At 57.8% G+C, this 19,534-nt stretch carries 13 protein-coding genes; 12 read left to right on the top strand and 1 reads right to left on the bottom strand.

Annotation, left to right across the window (positions count from 1 at the left end):
* Positions 1–48: 48 nt before the first annotated feature.
* On the top strand, positions 49–837 hold the full coding sequence (gene sseB / locus FKM52_RS09860) for an enhanced serine sensitivity protein SseB (protein ID WP_141176033.1): 789 nt from the start codon (positions 49–51) through the stop codon (positions 835–837).
* Positions 838–1,063: 226 nt separating this feature from the next.
* Here sseB and sseA read toward each other — a convergent pair whose 3' ends face one another.
* Positions 1,064–1,906, bottom strand: a complete 843-nt coding sequence (gene sseA, locus FKM52_RS09855; RefSeq protein ID WP_141176032.1) for a 3-mercaptopyruvate sulfurtransferase — start codon at positions 1,904–1,906, stop codon at positions 1,064–1,066.
* Positions 1,907–2,225: 319 nt separating this feature from the next.
* On the opposite strand from sseA, the gene FKM52_RS09850 reads away from it, so the two are divergent.
* The 11 genes from FKM52_RS09850 to der all read left to right on the top strand — a co-directional run bounded on the left by FKM52_RS09850 (position 2,226) and on the right by der (position 19,491).
* Positions 2,226–7,196 carry an alpha-2-macroglobulin family protein gene (locus FKM52_RS09850; protein ID WP_141176031.1) on the top strand — a complete coding sequence of 1,657 codons (4,971 nt, stop codon included), beginning with the start codon at positions 2,226–2,228 and terminating at the stop codon, positions 7,194–7,196.
* 33 nt (positions 7,197–7,229) lie between these two features.
* A complete protein-coding gene (pbpC, locus tag FKM52_RS09845; RefSeq protein WP_141176030.1) occupies positions 7,230–9,554 on the top strand; it encodes a peptidoglycan glycosyltransferase PbpC in 2,325 nt (774 codons plus the stop codon).
* Positions 9,555–9,731: 177 nt separating this feature from the next.
* Positions 9,732–10,163, top strand: a complete 432-nt coding sequence (gene ndk / locus FKM52_RS09840) for a nucleoside-diphosphate kinase (RefSeq protein ID WP_141176029.1) — start codon at positions 9,732–9,734, stop codon at positions 10,161–10,163.
* A gap of 184 nt (positions 10,164–10,347) precedes the next feature.
* On the top strand, positions 10,348–11,517 hold the full coding sequence (gene rlmN / locus FKM52_RS09835) for a dual-specificity RNA methyltransferase RlmN (RefSeq protein ID WP_141176028.1): 1,170 nt from the start codon (positions 10,348–10,350) through the stop codon (positions 11,515–11,517).
* Between the two features lie 95 nt (positions 11,518–11,612).
* Positions 11,613–12,350 (top strand): type IV pilus biogenesis/stability protein PilW, encoded by a 738-nt coding sequence (gene pilW / locus FKM52_RS09830; RefSeq protein ID WP_141176027.1) that lies wholly within the window; start codon positions 11,613–11,615, stop codon positions 12,348–12,350.
* Complete coding sequence (rodZ, locus tag FKM52_RS09825; protein WP_141176026.1) at positions 12,340–13,395, top strand: cytoskeleton protein RodZ; 1,056 nt, start codon at positions 12,340–12,342, stop codon at positions 13,393–13,395. The genes pilW and rodZ overlap by 11 nt, the downstream gene beginning before the upstream one ends.
* A 39-nt stretch (positions 13,396–13,434) precedes the next feature.
* Positions 13,435–14,556 carry a flavodoxin-dependent (E)-4-hydroxy-3-methylbut-2-enyl-diphosphate synthase gene (ispG, locus tag FKM52_RS09820; protein ID WP_141176025.1) on the top strand — a complete coding sequence of 374 codons (1,122 nt, stop codon included), beginning with the start codon at positions 13,435–13,437 and terminating at the stop codon, positions 14,554–14,556.
* A 140-nt stretch (positions 14,557–14,696) separates the two neighbouring features.
* Positions 14,697–15,971, top strand: a complete 1,275-nt coding sequence (gene hisS, locus FKM52_RS09815) for a histidine--tRNA ligase (RefSeq protein WP_141176024.1) — start codon at positions 14,697–14,699, stop codon at positions 15,969–15,971.
* 36 nt (positions 15,972–16,007) lie between these two features.
* Positions 16,008–16,625, top strand: a complete 618-nt coding sequence (locus tag FKM52_RS09810; protein WP_141176023.1) for a YfgM family protein — start codon at positions 16,008–16,010, stop codon at positions 16,623–16,625.
* Positions 16,626–16,644: 19 nt separating this feature from the next.
* Complete coding sequence (gene bamB / locus FKM52_RS09805) at positions 16,645–17,826, top strand: outer membrane protein assembly factor BamB (RefSeq protein ID WP_141176022.1); 1,182 nt, start codon at positions 16,645–16,647, stop codon at positions 17,824–17,826.
* 168 nt (positions 17,827–17,994) lie between these two features.
* Positions 17,995–19,491 (top strand): ribosome biogenesis GTPase Der, encoded by a 1,497-nt coding sequence (gene der / locus FKM52_RS09800; RefSeq protein ID WP_141176021.1) that lies wholly within the window; start codon positions 17,995–17,997, stop codon positions 19,489–19,491.
* Positions 19,492–19,534: the final 43 nt, after the last annotated feature.

Genomic DNA, 19,534 nt, shown 5'->3' with positions numbered 1-19,534 from the left:
CGTCTGGGGCCAGCCGGCGCTGGCTCCGATCAACAAGACAAAACGAGCATGAATCACGATAAACATAATCTCAATGAGCGCCTGGAAGCGGTGCTGGCGCTGGCTGCCACCGAGCCGGCCCATCGTCCGGAATTTTTTACCCTGTTGATGGAGGCGAGCGTCTGGGTGCCGGGCACCAGCGACGGCGAGCAGCTGGATGCCAGCACGCCGCTGGAGCTACAGCACTGGGAAAAAGAAGACGGCACCAGCGTCATTCCCTTTTTTACTTCAGAAGCGGCGATGGCAGAGGCAACGCAGGGGGAACAACCGTACGTTATGCTGCCGGTACGAACGCTGTTTGCGATGACGCTGGGTGAAACTCTGTTTCTGAACCCTAAACTGCCCAGCGGCAAAGAGTTCACCGCGCGCGAAATCGCTCATCTGCTGGGCGAAGAGGGCGATGCGTTAAGCCAGCAGACAATAATAGAAGGCGGCGCGCCGCTGCTGCTTTCTGAAATTGCCGAGCCTCCTGCGCAGGTGGTTGATTCCCTCACGCAGCTCTTCAGCAAGCATAAGCAGGTGCGTCGGGCATTTATCGCCCATATTAAAGAGCATGCGGACGATCGCCCCAATTTGTTAATCGGTATTGAGGCGGACGGCGATATTGATACTATCATTCGCGCTGCCGGCGCGGTGGCGACCGATACGCTGCTGGACGATGAACCGGTGGACATCTGCCAGATTGTCACGGGCGAAGAGGGCATCAGCCATTTCTTCACCGCGCATATCACGCCTTTTTATGAACGCCGCTGGGGCAGTTTCCTGCGCGAATTTAAAGGCGGCCAGCGTATTATCTGAGCCAGAGCGCCGACGTTGCTACGCTCTCTGGTTTCCTGGGCCAGCCAGGCCGGCCCTTGCTTTTGCAGCCGGGGCCGCGCCGCTTCTGTTTCCGGTGTAAAATATTAGCCGTAGCCAATTTTTATCGCTTCATCCGCTGACTGACGAACCGCTTATCGGCTGCCCTTACTGCGCTGGCATACCGGCTGTCGACTGAATTACTGCCGCAGGCGGGCGGTTTTTAGCGTCACGTAGCGATTGGCAGATCGTCACGGCTACCCCATTCGCCCCAGGAGCCGTCGTAGAGCGTTACCCCTTTAACGCCAAGCGCCGTCAACGCCAGAATGGCAACTACCGCCGTTACGCCGGAACCGCAGCTGGCAACAATCGGCTGGTCTAAATCAACGCCCTGACGTTTAAAAATCGCCGCCAGCTCCGCTTCCGGCTTCAGCCGTCCTTCGCTTACCAGCTCTCCCCACGGAACATTCATGCTACCGGGAATATGACCGCGGCGCAGGCCCGGACGCGGCTCATCGACTTCGCCGTTAAAGCGGTTGGCCGGTCGAGCGTCAATCAGCTGCGCGCCGCCTTCGTGGCTGATGAGCAGTACATCAGTGACGCTTTTAACCAAACCTGGATCGTACTGCGCTTCAAATTCCGCTTCCGGCAGCTTCACTTCACCGCTTTGCAACTGATAGCCCGCCTGTTTCCAGGCCGCCAGGCCGCCGGCGAGAATGGTAACCCGCTCTGCGCCGAAGGCGCGCAGCATCCACCAGGCGCGCGGCGCGGAAAACAGGTTGCCTTCATCGTAAACCACCAGCAGCTTTCCGCTATCGACGCCCAGCTCGCGCATTGCTACCGCAAAAGACTCCGGGCGCGGCATCATATGCGGGTAGGGACTATTGCGATCTGAGAGCTGCTCAATATCAAAAAAAGGCGCGTTGGGCAGATGGCCGGCTGTATATTCAGCATGCATATCACGCAGATGTTCCTGACCCGCAGGCGCCATGCGGGCATCGATAATCTGCACCTCGGCATCGTTCTGATGTTCGGCTAACCATTGCGCGGTTACAAAGAGAGCGGATGTCATAACAACCTCAATATTCACTGTTGTGCTGAGAGTGTCGGCGATCTGACGGCCCAGCTCAAGGCCCAATCGCCGGCGCTGTGGTGCTGGTTGCAGATTCTGAAAAGCGCCCGCAGAAAGTGCGGTCATCCTGGTGGTTATTACATTTATTCTGCGCGACAGCCCGCAATAAAACATTATGTTCTTCATTAGCGCTTGCCAGCGCCTCCAGGCGGCGGGATAACTGGCCCTGCGGGAAACGGATAAGAATTATTAAATTTTTTTCGCTTTCGGGTAATAATGCACCTTAAATTTTATCAGGCGCGGTTGCCATGGAGAGACTATGTCCAGGTTAAGGAATAAAGCGGCTGTTACCTTGCTGCTGTCGGTGCTGGCGCTGAGCGGATGCGATAACGCCGACAAAGATACGCCGCCAGCGGCGACGGCCAGTAAAACCGCGGCGGTAAAAGTCAGCGAGCCGGGATTAAGCCCTGAACTGCGAGCCGCGCAGCTGGCGCGGGAGCAGGGCAAGCCGCTGCAGGTCATCGATATTTCCGAAGTGCAGCTTGACGGCGCCAGTACGCTGGCGGTTACCTTTTCCATTTCACTGGATGAGCAGCAGGATTTTAGTCAATATGCCCACCTGAGCGACAGTAAAAGCGGCGCGGTAGAAGGCGGCTGGGAGTTATCGCCTAATCGTAAAGTGCTGCGTTTCCGTCATCTGGAGCCTGCGCGTCAGCTAAAGGCGAAGATTGATAGCGGAATAAAGGCCGCTAACGGCGCCACGCTGGAAAAGGCGGTGGAACAGACATTGACCACGCGCAATATTCAGCCGATGGTGGGTTTCGCCAGTCGGGGTTCGCTGTTGCCAACCCGCGTCACCCAGGGGCTGCCGGTAATGGCGCTCAACGTTAGCCAGGTGGACGTCGACTTTTTCCGCATCAAAGCTGCCTCCCTTCCCGCTTTTATCGCCGGCTGGCAATATGGCAATAGCCTGCAAACCTGGCAGTCTGCATCGCTGCTGCAAAAAACCGATCTGGTTTACAGCGGACGTTTTGAACTTAACCCGGCACGTAACACCTGTGAACAGCTACAGCTGCCGCTTGGCGATATTAAACCGCTGGCACAGCCGGGCGTTTATCTGGCGGTAATGAAGCAGGCTGGGACTTACCACTACAGCAATGCCGCTACCCTGTTTACGCTCAGCGATATTGGCCTCTCGCTGCATCGGTTTCCTTCCCAGCTCGATTTTTTTAGCCAGCGGCTTGAAGATGGCGCGCCACTGGATGGCGTTACGCTCACCATGCTGGATGAAAAGGGGCAAACGCTAAATCAGGCGATCACCGATGAGCAAGGGCAGGTCACGCTGCCCTTGCACGCAAAGGCAAGGCTGATCCTGGCAACGAAAAACGATCAAACGACTCTGCTTGATCTTCGCCGTCCGGCCCTGGATCTGGCGGAGTTTACCGTAACCGGACCGCCGGGCTATGACAAGCAGCTGTTTATCTTTGGACCGCGTAATCTCTATCGTCCCGGCGAGACGCTGATCGCAAACGCGCTGATGCGCGATGCGGATGGCAAACCGCTGCCGCCTCAACCGCTCAGGCTGGAGGTGGTAAAACCGGATGGCGATGTGGCGCATACCTTAACCTGGCGGCCGGAAAACGGTCTGTGGCAGCTGCGTTATCCGTTACCGCAGGAAGCGCCGACCGGGCGCTGGAAGCTGCAGGTGGATGCAGGCGATGGGCGCCAGCGTCAGTGGGCGTTTAGCGTGGAAGAATTTATGCCGGAACGCATGGCGTTAAGCCTGTCGGCCAGCGAACAGCCTGTTATGCCGGATTGGGATATTAATTTTCACGTTAACGGGCGCTACCTGTATGGTGCGCCTGCAGCGGGCAACCAGCTACAGGGTCAGCTCTTTTTACGCCCCGATCGCGAAGCGGTGCCATCTCTGCCGGGCTATCAGTTTGGTGATATTACCGAACAGGAGGAGCTGAAGCGTAATCTCGATGAAGTCGAGCTGGCGCTGGATAATCAGGGCGAGGCGCTTATCGTCGCGGAGCCAGAATGGCAGGATATTAATTCACCGGCTCGTTTGATCCTACAGGCCAGCCTGCAGGAAAGCGGCGGGCGCCCGGTAACGCGGCGCGTAAGCCAGCCCATCTGGCCGGCGGAGGTGTTGCCCGGCATCCGTCCGCTTTTCGCCAGCAAAGCGGTCTATGACTATCGCAGCGGCACCTCTTCCAGCCAGCCGGTAGTGGAAGAAAACGGCAGCGCAGAGTTTAGTATCGTGCTGGCGAACGCGCGCGGCGAAAAGCAGGGCGGGCAGGATGTGGAAGTGCGTCTGATTCGCGAGCGACGTGACTACTACTGGAGCTTTGCTGAAGGAGAAGGCTGGCAGTCGCGCTATGACCAGAAAGATCTGGTTGAAGAAACGCGGCAGTTAACGCTCTCCGCCCAGGGGGAAGCTAAGGTGGTTTTCCCGGTGGAGTGGGGCGCGTACCGTATTGAGGTAACGGCGCCAGATGAAGAAGTGCGCAGCAGCGTACGCTTCTGGGCTGGCTACAGCTGGCAGGATAACACTGACGGCACCGGCGCGGTTCGCCCCGATCGGGTGAAGCTGAAGCTGGATAAAGCCAGCTATCGCCCTGGCGACAGAGCGCGGGTACATATTGAAGCGCCTGCGGCGGGTAAGGGCTATCTGCTGGTAGAATCGAGCGACGGCCCGCTGTGGCGGCAAAGTATAGCGGTGCCGGAAGGGGGGCTGGAGGTAGAAGTGCCTGTCGATAGCGCGTGGCATCGTCACGATCTCTACTTTAGCGCGTTGGTTATTCGCCCCGGCGATAAAGCGCAGGGAACTACGCCGAAGCGTGCGGTTGGCCTTCTGCATTTGCCGATGCAGGATGAGGCGCGCCGGCTGAACCTGACGCTGACAGCGCCGCAGAAAATACGTCCTGAACAGAACCTGGTCGTGAAGGTAAAAGCCGCCGCTGTTGCGGGCGAACAGCCGAAGCAGGTACAGGTACTGCTGTCCGCCGTGGACAGCGGCGTGCTGAATATTACCAACTACAAAACCCCCGATCCTTATGCCGCCTTCTTTGGCCGCAAACGCTATAACGCAGACCAGTACGATGTTTACGGTCAGCTTATTGAAGGGCAGGGCCAGCTGGCTACCTTGCGCTTCGGCGGTGACGGCGACGATGAGGATCCGCTGGCGCGCGGCGGGCGGCAGCCGGTGAGCCACGTTAATATTCTGGCGATGCAGCTGCAGCCGGTAACGCTGGATGCCAACGGCGAAGGCACGCTTACTTTGCCGATTCCGGCGTTTAACGGCGAGATACGTCTGATGGCGCAGGCCTGGAGCGAAGATCATTTTGGCGAAGGAGAAAGCCGCGTCGTGGTCGCCGCGCCGCTAACAACGCAGCTGGCGACGCCGCGCTTCCTTGCAGGAGGCGACAGCAGCCGCCTGGCGCTGGATATCACCAACCTGACGGAGCAGGCGCAAACGCTGACGGTTAATTTACGGGCCGGCGGTCTGTTAACGCTGCAGGATGATGCTTCAAGGCAGGTTCAGCTGCGGGCGGGCCAGCGTACCACGCTGTTCATTCCCGTTAGCGCAGCCATGGGCTATGGCGAAGGCAGCCTTGACGCCACCATCACCGGGCTGAAAATACCGGGCGAAACTCTGGCGCCGGGTAAAGAACGCTGGACGATAGGCGTACGTCCCGCCTGGCCTGCGGAAACGCGCAGCTTCAACGCCGTAATGCGTCCCGCGATGCCGTGGCAGCTGCCTGCGGAGGCGTTTAGCGATCTGGCGCCGGGTACGATACAAACCAGGCTGGCGCTCAGCGCGCATCCGCCGTTAAATATCGCCCGCTACATTAGTGAACTCTATGCTTATCCCTACGGCTGCCTGGAGCAAACCGTCAGCGGCCTGTGGCCTTCGCTCTATACCAACCATGCCGAACTTACGGCGCTGGGCATCAAGAGCGGCAGTGACAGCGAACGTCATGCGGCGATTGATACCGGCATCGATCGCATCAGGCAGATGCAGCGCTACAGCGGCGGTTTTGGCCTGTGGAGCAAAGAGAGCGCCGAAGAGTTCTGGCTTACCGCCTACGCGATGGATTTTCTGACGCGAGCTGGCGAACAGGGCTACCGCGTTGAAAAAACGATGCTGGATAAGGGGAATGAGCGTCTGCTGCGCTATCTGCAGGATGGCAGCCAGATTGCTACCTATTACAGCAGCAACGCCGACGCCACGCGTTTCAGCGCGCAGGCCTACGCCGCGCTGGTGCTGGCGCGACAGCAAAAGGCGCCGCTGGGCGCATTGCGCGCGCTCTATGAGCGACGCCAGCAGGCAAAATCAGGGCTGGCGCTGGTACAGCTGGGCGTCGCGCTGAAGCTCATGGGCGATGCGCCGCGCGCCAGTACGCTGCTGGAGCAGGGAGCCAGCGGTACGCGGCCGACAGGTGTCTACTGGCTGGAGGATTATGGCAGCCAGCTGCGCGACAGCGCGCAAATTCTGACGCTGCTGCGTGAATATCAGCTGTTGCCGCAGGCGCAGGACCAGCTAATTGTTACTCTGGCGCAGCAGCTGAATGCACAGCGCTGGTTATCGACGCAGGAAAATAATGCGCTATTCCTGGCCGGACGAGCGCTGGAACAGGATAAAGGCGCGGAATGGCTGGTTAACCTGAGTGGACAGGCCCAGCCGCTGAGCGGTAACAGCACCCGCACTTCGTCGCTTAGCGAAGCGCAGCTGGCGCAGGGAATCACGATGTCCAGCCTGAGCGCTGCGCCGGTGTATGGACGTCTGGATGTGGTGGGCTATACGCAAGCGCCGCCGTCGCCCGTTAGCCATACGCTTGCTATACGTCGCGAATATCTCGATCTTAACGGGAAACCGGCGGCTCTGAATAAGCTGAAAAGCGGGGAACTGGTGCTGGTGCACCTCTCGATTTCAGCTTCACAGCGCGTGCCGGATGCGCTGGTTACCGATCTGCTGCCTGCCGGGCTGGAGCTGGAAAATCAGAATCTTGCCGCCAGCAGCGCCAGCCTGGAAGAGAGCGCCAGCGAGGTGCAGGAGCTGATGAATGATATGCAGCAGGCCAGCATCAAACATATGGAATTCCGTGACGATCGTTTTGTCGCCGCCATCGATGTGGACGGTTACCGGCCTGTCGAGCTGCTTTATCTGGCGCGAGCGGTAACGCCGGGCAGCTACCGCATACCGGCGCCGCAGGTAGAATCAATGTATGTACCGCAGTGGCGCGCAACCGGCACTACGCCGACGCGTCTGACGGTTCGCTAACCTGACGTCCGGATAAAACCGGACGTTATTTTTATGACGGTTGCTGTGCGTTCGATAAAAATTCTGCTGCTGAGCTTAATCACGCTTGCGGCCCTGCTATGGCTGGCGGATCGCCTGTCGCCGTTGCCGTTACGAGAGGCGGCGCCCGCACGCGTGGTAGTGGCCGAAGACGGTACACCGCTATGGCGCTTCGCTGATAAAAATGGGATCTGGCGCTACCCGGTTACGCTGGAAGAGGTTTCGCCGTGGTATCTGGAAGCGCTGCTGAGCTATGAAGATCGCTGGTTCTGGCATCATCCGGGGATCAATCCGCTGGCGATACTGCGCGCCGCCTGGCAGAACTTACGCGGTGGTGAGATTATTTCCGGCGGCAGCACTCTTACCATGCAGGTGGCGCGCCTGATCGATCCGCAACCGCGTACTTTTACCGGCAAGCTGCATCAAGGCTGGCGCGCGCTACAGCTGGAATGGCATCTCTCCAAACAAGAAATATTAACGCTTTATCTGAACCGCGCGCCTTTTGGCGGAACGCTGGAAGGCGTCGGCGCCGCCAGCTGGAGCTGGCTGGGCAAATCGCCAGCGTCACTTACGCGCGGCGAGGCGGCGCTGCTGGCGGTTTTGCCGCAGGCGCCCAGCCGCCTGCGTCCCGATCGTTGGCCGGAGCGGGCGCGGGCGGCCCGCGATAAGATTCTGCGGCGCCTGGCAGCTTACGGCGTCTGGCCGCGTGCCGTCGTGGATGAAATTATGCAGGAGCCGGTCTGGCTGGCGCCGCGTCAGATGCCGCAGCTGGCGCCGCTGCTGGCGCGCCGGGCGCTCTCCTTATCAAACCAGAGCAAAATTACTACCACCATTGATGCTTCGCTACAGCGGCAGATCGAGGCGCTGGCGCAGGGCTGGAAAGGAGCGCTGCCGCCGCGAACTTCGATGGCGGTGCTGGTGGTTGATCACACTACTATGCAGGTTCGCGCCTGGATGGGATCGGTTGATTTAAACGATGACGGTCGCTTTGGTCATGTCGATATGATCGGCAGCGTGCGATCGCCTGGCTCGGTGTTAAAGCCATTCCTGTATGGGCTGGCGCTTGATGATGGATTGATCGCCGCCGAATCGCTGCTGCAGGATGTGCCGCGCCGCTTTGGCGACTATCGCCCAGGAAACTTTGATACTGGATTTCATGGCCCGGTCAGCGCCAGCGAGGCGCTGGTGCGCTCGTTAAATCTCCCGGCGGTACAGCTGCTGGAGGCATACGGTCCAAAGCGTATGGCTGCGGCGCTGCGTCATGTTGGGCTTACCCTGCGTTTTCCCGCGGCGGCGGAGCCTAATCTGTCGCTGATTCTGGGCGGCACCGGCGCGAGTATGGCAGAGATTGTGGCCGCGTACAGCGCCTTTGCGCGTCACGGCCAGGCGGCGCGGCTGCGGCTGCTGAAGCAGGATGCGCTGGCAGAGCGCCCGCTGCTGTCGCCTGGCGCGGCCTGGATTGTGCGGCGCATTCTTGCTGGCGAGGCGCAGCCGCAACCTGACAGTACGCTGCCAGCTGTGGCGCCGCTGGCATGGAAAACCGGCACCAGCTATGGCTACCGCGATGCCTGGGCTATAGGCATCAACGCTCGCTATTTGATCGGGGTTTGGGTTGGTCGTCCCGATGGTACGCCGGTTGCCGGTCAGTATGGGATCGCGAGCGCTGTTCCGATACTGAATCAGCTGCATCATTTGTTGATGGCTTCGCCGCAGCTGCGCGGGCGCGCGCTGCCCGTCGATCCGCGGCCGGCCAGCGTTAGCGTGGTTACGCTCTGCTGGCCGGGCGGGCAGCCGCTACCGGCGGGCGATGTTAATTGCCGCCAGCAGCGGCAAAGCTGGGTACTAAACGGCACGACGCCGCCGACGCTGCTTGCCGTCGGCCAGGAAGGGCTGTTCGGCCTGCAGCAAACCATCTGGACTAACCAGCGCGGCGAACGGGTTGCCGCCGACTGCAGCGGCGCACGGGCGCAGCAGGTTGTGCTGTGGCCCATGCCGCTGGAGCCCTGGCTGGTTCCCGGAGAACGACGCGCCCAGCGGCTGCCGCCCGTTTCGTCTGACTGTGCGCCAGCGCTGCGGAGCGGCGCGCCTCCATTGCTGATAACCGGCGTGCGTGATGCCCAAATTTTGCATCGTCTGCCGGGAAAAACGCAGCTGACGCTTAGCGTTACGGCGCAGGGAGGAGAAGGGCAGGAGCGATGGTGGTTTCTTAATGGCGAAGTGCTGAACGCCGGGCAAACGCACCTGACGCCGCGGCTGGTTTTCGAGCGGGGCGGACAGTATCAACTGAGCGTGCTGGATGAGATTGGCCAGGTGGCTACGGTAACTTTTCGCGTCGAGTAAACCGCGTCTGAGCGTGCTGCTAACGCAGCTATGCAAAGCCGATAATAATTTTTCCGGGTTTTGCGGAATCTTCGATAGGCAAGCTGGCTTTGCGCCCCTATAATCGGCGCCGTTTTCACAGGTCGGTATCAAACTATTCACAACCGACTTAACCTGGAAGTTAAGACAGAGGTCAAAATGACAGTAGAACGTACCTTTTCCATCGTTAAACCGAACGCGGTGGCAAAAAACGTAATCGGTGCCATCTATAACCGTTTTGAAGCCGCAGGTTTCAAAATTGTTGCCGCAAAGATGCTGCACCTGACCAAAGAGCAGGCGGAAGGTTTCTATGCCGAGCATAACGGCAAACCTTTCTTTGACGGTCTGGTGGAGTTTATGACTTCCGGTCCGATCGTCGTTTCGGTGCTGGAAGGCGAAAATGCCGTTCAGCGCCACCGCGATCTGATGGGTGCAACCAACCCGGCTAACGCACTGGCGGGCACGCTGCGTGCGGACTACGCTGACAGCTTTACCGAAAACGCGACTCACGGTTCAGATTCTCTGGAATCCGCGGCGCGTGAAATCGCTTTCTTCTTCGGCGAAAACGAAATTTGCCCGCGTACCCGTTAATTAACGGAACGCCTGGCTGCACAACGACGGTTACAATTTAATTGTCAGCTAATTCGGGCGCGCAATAGCTTCGCGCTCCAGTTATTTGTACAATAATGCGCCCTCATGAGTTTACTCAGCGAGGGCGCTTCTTTTTTATCCCTAACCAGGGCCATAACGTGTAATAACGAGGCCAGAGAAAATTATGTCCGAACACATTGTGACGCCGCCGTCCGTATCTCCCGCTGCTGTTTCCCCGAAAAACGAAAAAATTAACCTGCTCGATTTGAATCGTCAGCAAATGCGCGAATTCTTTATTTCGCTGGGTGAAAAGCCTTTCCGCGCCGATCAGGTAATGAAATGGATCTATCACTACTGCAGTGATGATTTCGATGAAATGACTGATATCAACAAGGTGCTGCGTAATAAGCTTAAGCAGATATCCGAAATTCGCGCCCCGGAAGTGGCCGAGGAAAAACGCTCTGCCGATGGCACTATCAAATGGGCGATTCGCGTTGGCGATCAGCTGGTTGAAACGGTGTATATCCCTGAAGACGATCGCGCTACGCTGTGCGTTTCCTCGCAGGTAGGCTGCGCGCTGGAGTGTAAATTCTGTTCAACCGCGCAGCAGGGCTTTAACCGCAACCTGCGCGTGTCTGAAATTATTGGTCAGGTCTGGCGCGCGGCGAAAATTATCGGCGCGGCTAAAGTTACCGGCCAGCGGCCGATTACCAATGTGGTAATGATGGGAATGGGCGAACCGCTGCTTAACCTGACTAACGTAGTTCCGGCGATGGAAATTATGCTGGACGACTTTGGTTTTGGCCTTTCCAAGCGGCGCGTAACGCTTTCCACTTCCGGCGTTGTGCCGGCGCTGGATAAGCTGGGCGATATGATCGACGTGGCGCTGGCGATCTCTCTGCATGCGCCGAACGATACTATTCGTGATGAGATTGTGCCGATCAATAAAAAGTACAATATCGCCACTTTCCTCGAATCGGTACGCCGTTATCTGGAAAAATCCAATGCCAATCAGGGACGCGTGACAATTGAATATGTCATGCTGGATCATATTAATGACAGCACCGATGATGCGCATCAGCTGGCTGAGTTGCTGAAAGATACGCCGTGTAAAATCAACCTGATTCCCTGGAACCCCTTCCCCGGCGCGCCCTATGGCCGCAGCTCCAACAGCCGGGTCGATCGTTTTTCCAAGGTGTTGATGGGCTATGGGTTTACCACCATTGTGCGTAAAACGCGCGGGGATGATATCGATGCCGCGTGCGGGCAGCTGGCGGGAGATGTTATTGACCGTACCAAGCGTACGCTGCGTAAAAAAATGGCCGGTGAACAAATATCTGTGAGAGCGCTCTGAAAGCCAGCAGGAAATCCGCTTTTCCTGCCTTCACAGGCTGCCTGCCTTGCTGAGTTTGGCGTAACATACCAGACTTCATAGCAAACGGAGGCAGCATGCGTAACGGAGTACAGTGGCTAATGTTATTGTGCGCGCTGACGCTGTCAGGCTGTAGCGTAGAACGTCAGACCAGCGCCAGCGCGCAGATTCGTCTGCAGCTGGGGCTGATTTATCTTTCTCAGGGCGATTTGCCTGCGGCGCGGCGCAATTTACAGCGCGCGCTGCAGGATGCGCCGCAGGATTATCGCGTTTTGCTGGCGATGGCGCGCCTTAACCAGCAGGAAGGGCAGATCGTTGAAGCGCGGCATTATTATCAGGCGGCGCTGAAAAAGGCCCCGGAAAATAGTTATGCGCTTAACAATTACGGTGCGTTTCTTTGCGGTTTAGGGCAGTATGATGCGGCGCATCAACAATTTACTCTGGCTGCGGCGCCCGGTTCTTCCGTAGCGAGGGCTGACAGTCAGGAGCGCGCCGGCTATTGTTATCTGCAGCAGGGCGACTATGCGTCGGCACGACAGACGTTATTAGCGGCGCTGCAGATTGACCGACAGAAAGCGAATACGCTGCTGGCGGAAGCTGAAAAGCATCTTGAACAGCAGGAGCCTGAACCAACGCGGCTTTTGTTAGAGGTATATCATCACAGCGCGCCTGCGACAGCGGAGAGCTTGTGGTTGGAGATTCGTTTCGCTGCGCTGGAACAGCGAGCCGTAGATGAAGCACGTTACGGTCAGCAACTGGCGCAAAATTTTCCACAATCGATACAGTACCAGCATTTTCTAGCTAATGAATACTGAAGCCACTCAAGATACAACAGCAGCAAATTCCACAGGTGCCCGCCTGCGTGCCGCCCGTGAGCAGATGGGACTGACGCAGCAAAATGTTGCTGAGCGTTTGTGCCTGAAACTTTCAACCGTGCGGGATATTGAAGAGGACAACGCGCCAGCGGATTTAGCATCTACCTTTTTACGCGGCTATATTCGCTCCTATGCCCGACTGGTGCATGTGCCGGAAGAGGATCTGCTGCCGATGATGGCGAAGCAGGCGCCGGTACGGGCGGCGAAAGTTGAACCGATGCAGAGCTTTTCACTGGGCAAGCGGCGTAAAAAACGCGATGGCTGGCTGATGATTTTCACCTGGCTGGTGGTGTTTGTAGTTATTGGCCTCACCGGCGCCTGGTGGTGGCAAAACCATAAGGCAGCCCAGGCGGATCTGGTATCATTAGCCGATCAGGGCAACGCCAGCGGCGATAACAGCCAGTCTATTCCTTTAACCGACAGCAACGCCAGCAGCAGCGCTGCTCAGGCGCAGCAGCAGGCGGCGCCTTCTGACGGCGCCAGCGTATCGTTGAATAATGCTGCCGGCGGCAACAATAATGCCGGCGCCAGCGGTACGAATGGCAGCGCCGGCAATACGACAGGCGATAGCGCCGCAGCGGCGACGGCCGGCAACGCCGCGCCCGCTGCCGGCAATAGCGACGCTAACAGCGTGGTTTCTCCCAGCCAGGCGCCGGTTGACGGCGCAACGGCTACGGCTGCCAATGTCGCGACGCCTCTGCCTACCGGCAGCGCCAGCGTTAGCGAGCCGGCGGCAGACGCCAATACCATCGTGTTGAATTTCAATGCGGACTGCTGGCTGGAAGTGGCCGATGCGTCCGGGAAAAAACTGTTCAGCGGAATGCAGCGCAGTGGTGGTAAACTCAGCCTTTCCGGCACTGCGCCTTATCGTCTGAAAATTGGCGCACCGGCGGCTGTGCAGATTCATTACCAGGGACAGCCGGTGGATTTAAGTCGTTTTATTCGTACCAACCAGGTTGCCCGCCTGACGCTTGGGGCTCAGTAAGCCCCTGGCGCTGCTTTGCGGCAATTATGGAGAAACAACATGCATAACGAAGCACCCATTATCCGTCGCAAATCAACGCGCATTTACGTCGGCAAGGTGCCAGTGGGCGACGGCGCGCCTGTTGCCGTCCAGTCCATGACCAACACGCGCACCACGGATGTGGAAGCGACGGTTAAACAAATTAAAGCGCTGGAGCGCGTGGGCGTAGATATTGTTCGCGTCTCGGTTCCGACTATGGATGCGGCGGAAGCCTTCAGGTTTATTAAGCAACAGGTCAACGTTCCGCTGGTTGCCGATATTCACTTTGACTATCGCATTGCGTTAAAAGTGGCGGAGTATGGCGTTGACTGCCTGCGCATCAATCCCGGCAACATCGGCAACAATGAGCGTATACGCCAGGTGGTGGAGTGCGCGCGCGATAAAAATATTCCTATCCGTATCGGCGTTAATGCCGGCTCGCTGGAAAAAGATCTGCAGGAAAAGTATGGCGAGCCGACGCCGCAGGCGCTGCTGGAATCTGCTATGCGCCATGTGGATCATCTCGATCGACTGAACTTCGATCAGTTTAAGGTCAGCGTCAAGGCTTCCGACGTTTTTCTTGCCGTAGAATCTTACCGCCTGCTGGCAAAACAGATCGTTCAGCCGCTGCATTTGGGGATCACCGAGGCGGGCGGCGCGCGTGCGGGCGCGGTAAAATCAGCTATCGGCCTTGGCCTGCTGCTTTCTGAAGGTATCGGCGATACCCTGCGTATTTCGCTGGCGGCCGATCCGGTGGAAGAGGTTAAGGTTGGCTTTGATATCCTGAAGTCGCTGCGTATTCGCACCCGCGGTATTAACTTTATTGCCTGTCCAACCTGCTCGCGTCAGGAATTTGACGTTATCGGTACGGTAAATGCGCTGGAACAGCGTCTGGAAGATATCATTACGCCGATGGATGTTTCGATTATCGGCTGCGTCGTCAACGGGCCGGGCGAAGCGCTGGTTTCCACGTTGGGCGTAACCGGCAGCAATAAAAAAAGCGGCTTCTACGAGGATGGCGTGCGCCAGCGCGACCGCCTCGACAATGAGGATATGATCGATCAGCTTGAGGCGCGCATACGCGCTAAAGCGGCGATGCTTGATGAAACCCGCCGCATTAACGTGCAGCAGGTGGAAAAATAATCGTCGGCGTCCTGTTAATGGCGCGCTGACAGAACCTGAACGGCGTTGCCGTGCAGGTTTTTTTCTGTTCAGGTTCTGGCGCCAGCGCTGGAACGGCCGGGCAGTTTGTCCGGTGTAATTTGCATAAAGAGAGAAATGACGTGGCGAAGAACATCCAGGCCATCCGCGGCATGAACGACTATTTGCCGGCCGACACCGTTGTCTGGCAGCGTATTGAAGGGATTTTAAAACAGGTACTGGCCAGCTACGGCTACAGCGAAATCCGTCTGCCGGTGGTAGAACATACGCCGCTGTTTAAGCGTGCGATCGGCGAAGTCACCGACGTGGTGGAAAAAGAGATGTATACCTTTGACGATCGCAACGGCGAAAGTCTGACGTTGCGTCCTGAAGGCACCGCCGGCTGCGTACGCGCAGGTATTGAACATGGTTTGCTCTATAACCAGGAGCAGCGCCTGTGGTATATAGGGCCGATGTTCCGCTATGAGCGTCCGCAGAAAGGGCGCTACCGTCAGTTCCATCAGATCGGCGCGGAAGTTTTCGGCCTGCAGGGGCCTGATATCGATGCAGAACTGATTATGATGACCGCGCGCTGGTGGAAGGCGCTGGGCATCGCCGATCACGTTCGCCTGGAGCTGAACTCTATTGGTTCGCTCCAGGCGCGCGCGCGCTATCGCGAAGCGCTGGTGGCCTTCCTGGAACAGCATAAAGATAAGCTGGACGAAGATTGCAAGCGCCGCATGTACAGCAATCCGCTGCGCGTGCTGGACAGCAAGAATCCGGAAGTTCAGGCGCTGCTAAACGATGCGCCGACGCTGGGCGACTATCTGGATGAAGAGTCACGCGCTCACTTTGACGGCCTGTGCGCGCTGCTGGACAGCGTTGGCATCGCCTACAGCGTGAATCAGCGTCTGGTACGCGGCCTCGACTACTATAACCGTACCGTGTTTGAATGGGTGACCAACAGCCTGGGCGCGCAGGGTACCGTTTGTGCCGGCGGGCGCTATGATGGTCTTGTTGAACAGCTGGGCGGACGCGCGACGCCAGGCGTCGGTTTTGCGATGGGGCTGGAGCGGCTGGTGCTGCTGGTTCAGGCGGTGAATCCTGAATTTGAACCGTCCCGCATTGTTGATGTCTATGTTATCGCTTCGGGACAGGGCGTGCAGGCCGCGGCGATGCAGCTGGCGGAGCGGGTGCGTGATGCCGCGCCGGCGCTGAAGCTGATGACTAACTTTGGCGGCGGTAACTTTAAGAAGCAGTTTGCCCGCGCCGATAAATGGGGTGCACGCGTTGCGCTGGTGCTGGGTGAAGATGAAATGAACGCCGGACAGGTGGTGGTTAAAGATCTGCGCAGCGGTGAGCAACAGACGCTGGCGCAGGATGATGTTGCCGCCGCGCTGGTGACGCTGCTGGCATAAAACCCTACGGCGCGAACAGTTAAGGAGAAGGATTGCGTGGAAGTTTACAGCAACGAAAACGAACAGGTGGATGCGCTCCGTCGTTTTTTCGCCAATAACGGCAAGGCATTAGCGATCGGTATCGTGCTGGGTATCGGCGCGCTGGGTGGCTGGCGCTACTGGAATACCCATCAGGACAGTTCCGCACGCGAAGTTTCGGCCAGCTACCAGCAGCTGACCAGCGCGCTGGACGGCAGTAAGCCGCAGACGCTGGAAGCGGTAGCGAAATTCGCCAGCGAAAACAGCAACACCTACGGCGCGCTTGCCGCGCTCGATCTGGCGAAACAGTATGCCGATAAGAATGAGCTGGCGAAAGCGGCCACGCAGCTGCAGAACGGAGTTAAAAATACGCAAGACGCCAATCTGCTGGCGGTGTTGAATCTACGCCTGGCGCGCATTCAGCTGCAGCAGAAACAGGCTGACGACGCGCTGAAAACGCTGGATGGCGTAAAAGGCGAAGGCTGGACGGCTATCGTTGCGGATATTCGCGGCGAAGCGCTGCTAAGCAAGGGCGATAAGCAGGGCGCCCGCGATGCCTGGAGCAAGGGGATCGCTTCCGAAGCGTCACCGGCGCTGAAAGAAATGATGCAGATGAAAATGAATAACTTAGGCTAAGCCATTCAAGAGAGAGCGCATGGAATTACGTAAATACCTGCTGCCAGGGCTGATTTCCGTCACCTTACTTAGCGGTTGCTCGCTGTTCAGCGGCGAAGAAGATGTCGTTAAAATGGCCCCGTTGCCGAAAGTGGAAAACCAGTTTGATCCGCAGGAAATATGGAGCACCTCCGTCGGCGACGGTATTGGCGACTTCTACTCCAATCTGCATCCCGCCTGGCAGGCCGATACCGTCTATGCCGCCGATCGTTTCGGTATCGTTAAGGCGCTAAACGCTAACGATGGCAAGCAGAAGTGGAAGGTCAATCTTTCCACCGATAACGGCTTCTTCTCGAAAAGAACGCCGGCGCTGTTGTCTGGCGGCGTAACCGCGGCGGGCGAGCATATCTACATCGGCAGCGAGCGTGCGCTGGTCTATGCGCTGAACAGCGAAGATGGTTCCATTGCCTGGCAAACCAGCGTGGCTGGCGAGGCGCTTTCTCGTCCGGTAGTCAGCGATGGGCTGGTGCTGATTCATACCAGCAACGGTATGTTGCAGGGGCTGGATCAAAGCAGCGGCGCGGTGAAATGGACGGTTAACCTGGATATGCCTGCGCTCTCGCTGCGTGGTGAGTCAGCGCCTGCTACCGCTTTTGGCGGCGCGATCGTTGGCGGCGATAACGGACGCGTCAGCGCGGTTATCCTTAACCAGGGTCAGCTTATCTGGCAGCAGCGTATCTCCCAGCCGAGCGGCGCGACGGAAATCGATCGCCTGAGCGATGTCGATACCACTCCGGTTATTGTTAACGGCGTAGTTTATGCGCTGGCTTATAACGGCAACCTGACGGCGCTGGATCTGCGTTCCGGCCAGATTTTATGGAAGCGTGAAATTGGTTCGGTGAAAGACTTTATCGTTGATGCGGGGCGCATCTACCTGGTCGATCAGGACGATCGCGTTGTCGCGCTGAATGCCGACGGCGGCGTTGCCATCTGGCGTCAGAGTGATTTGCTGCACCGCAATCTGACTTCGCCGGCGCTCTACAACGGCTACATTGTGGTTGGCGACAGCGAAGGCTATCTGCACTGGCTGAATACTGACGACGGGCGTTTCGTGGCGCAGCAGAAAGTTGACAGCTCCGGCTTCCAGACTGAACCGGTAGTCGCCAGCGACAGGCTGTTGATCCAGGCGAAAAACGGCGAGGTTTACTCTATCGCGCGCTAATCGTCGGCGTCTGCTGTAATATTGCTAACGGCTCCTGGCCTACAGGGGCCGTTTCGTTTTTCTGACGGCGTGTTATCCTTAGCGCCTTCAGCCTGAACCGGATATAAGTAACTCTTGATATATCCGCTTCCGGCTTCTGATTTTTCGTTTCGTAATGAGGCATTATCTATGATACCTGTGGTCGCGCTGGTTGGGCGTCCTAACGTGGGCAAATCCACCCTGTTTAACCGTTTAACGCGTACCCGTGATGCGCTGGTGGCAGATTTCCCAGGTCTGACGCGCGATCGTAAGTACGGGCGCGCCGAGGTGGAAGGTCGGGAATTTATCGTTATCGACACCGGCGGTATTGACGGCACCGAAGACGGCGTAGAAACGCGCATGGCGGAGCAGTCGCTGCTGGCGATTGAAGAGGCGGACGTGGTGCTGTTCATGGTTGACGCCCGTGCTGGCCTGATGCCGGCGGATCAGGCGATTGCCAAACATCTGCGCGCCCGTGAAAAAGCCACCTTTCTGGTGGCGAACAAAACCGATGGCCTGGATGCCGACAGCGCGGTAGTTGATTTTTATGCGCTGGGGCTGGGAGAGATTCATGCCATTGCCGCATCCCATGGCCGCGGCGTCACCTCGCTGCTGGAAACGGCGCTGCTGCCGTGGATGGATGTTGTGGCGCCAGCGGAGCCGCTGAGCGAAGAGGAAGAGAACGAAGCCTACTGGGCGGCGCTGGCGGCGAAGGAGCGCGGTGAAGATCCTGACGCCGAAGCGGAAGAGGAAGAGTTCGATCCCACCGGCCTGCCGGTAAAAATCGCTATTGTAGGGCGTCCTAACGTAGGTAAGTCCACGCTTACCAACCGCATCCTGGGTGAAGACCGCGTAGTGGTCTATGATATGCCCGGCACTACGCGCGACAGTATCTACATCCCAATGGAGCGTGACGATCGCGAATATATTCTCATTGATACTGCCGGCGTGCGTAAACGCGGCAAGGTTACCGATACGGTAGAGAAATTTTCGGTAATTAAAACGCTGCAGGCGATTGAAGATGCGAACGTGGTGCTGCTGGTGATTGACGCCCGCCAGGGGATTTCCGATCAGGATCTGTCGCTGCTCGGCTTTATCCTGAATAGTGGGCGCTCACTGGTGATTGTCGTCAACAAGTGGGACGGCTTGTCGCAGGAGATAAAAGACGAAGTTAAAGAGACGCTCGATTTCCGTCTGGGCTTTATTGATTTTGCCCGTGTGCACTTTATCTCTGCGCTGCACGGTAGCGGCGTAGGCAACCTGTTTGAATCCATTAACGAAGCCTACGACTGTTCAACGCGTCGCGTTGGCACTTCTATGCTGACGCGCATTATGAATATGGCTACTGAAGATCATCAGCCGCCGCTGGTACGCGGACGCCGCGTGAAGCTAAAGTATGCGCATGCGGGCGGCTACAATCCGCCGATTGTGGTGATTCACGGCAACCAGGTGAAGGATCTGCCCGATTCTTACAAGCGTTATCTGATGAACTATTTCCGTCGTTCGCTGAACGTGATGGGTACGCCGATTCGCATCCAGTTTAAAGAGGGGGACAACCCCTTCGCCGGCAAGCGTAACCTGCTGACGCCTAACCAGCTGCGTAAGCGTAAGCGCCTGATGTCGCATTTGAAAAAGAATAAACGCTAACTCCAGGGGCCGCAGAGATGCGGCCTTTTGCCGTAGCTGACGC

This window comes from Mixta tenebrionis, from assembly GCF_006517625.1.
Lineage (GTDB): Bacteria > Pseudomonadota > Gammaproteobacteria > Enterobacterales > Enterobacteriaceae > Mixta > Mixta tenebrionis.
The sequence above is the reverse complement of the archived record's forward strand: the minus strand, read 5'-3'. Positions and strand labels throughout refer to the sequence as shown.

What these genes read in the sequence shown, in the direction of transcription:
- sseB (WP_141176033.1), top strand. Translation starts at nt 49, where the DNA reads ATGAATCACGATAAACATAATCTCAATGAGCGCCTGGAAGCGGTGCTG.
- sseA (WP_141176032.1), bottom strand. Translation starts at nt 1,906, where the DNA reads ATGACATCCGCTCTCTTTGTAACCGCGCAATGGTTAGCCGAACATCAG.
- FKM52_RS09850 (WP_141176031.1), top strand. Translation starts at nt 2,226, where the DNA reads ATGTCCAGGTTAAGGAATAAAGCGGCTGTTACCTTGCTGCTGTCGGTG.
- pbpC (WP_141176030.1), top strand. Translation starts at nt 7,230, where the DNA reads ATGACGGTTGCTGTGCGTTCGATAAAAATTCTGCTGCTGAGCTTAATC.
- ndk (WP_141176029.1), top strand. Translation starts at nt 9,732, where the DNA reads ATGACAGTAGAACGTACCTTTTCCATCGTTAAACCGAACGCGGTGGCA.
- rlmN (WP_141176028.1), top strand. Translation starts at nt 10,348, where the DNA reads ATGTCCGAACACATTGTGACGCCGCCGTCCGTATCTCCCGCTGCTGTT.
- pilW (WP_141176027.1), top strand. Translation starts at nt 11,613, where the DNA reads ATGCGTAACGGAGTACAGTGGCTAATGTTATTGTGCGCGCTGACGCTG.
- rodZ (WP_141176026.1), top strand. Translation starts at nt 12,340, where the DNA reads ATGAATACTGAAGCCACTCAAGATACAACAGCAGCAAATTCCACAGGT.
- ispG (WP_141176025.1), top strand. Translation starts at nt 13,435, where the DNA reads ATGCATAACGAAGCACCCATTATCCGTCGCAAATCAACGCGCATTTAC.
- bamB (WP_141176022.1), top strand. Translation starts at nt 16,645, where the DNA reads ATGGAATTACGTAAATACCTGCTGCCAGGGCTGATTTCCGTCACCTTA.
- der (WP_141176021.1), top strand. Translation starts at nt 17,995, where the DNA reads ATGATACCTGTGGTCGCGCTGGTTGGGCGTCCTAACGTGGGCAAATCC.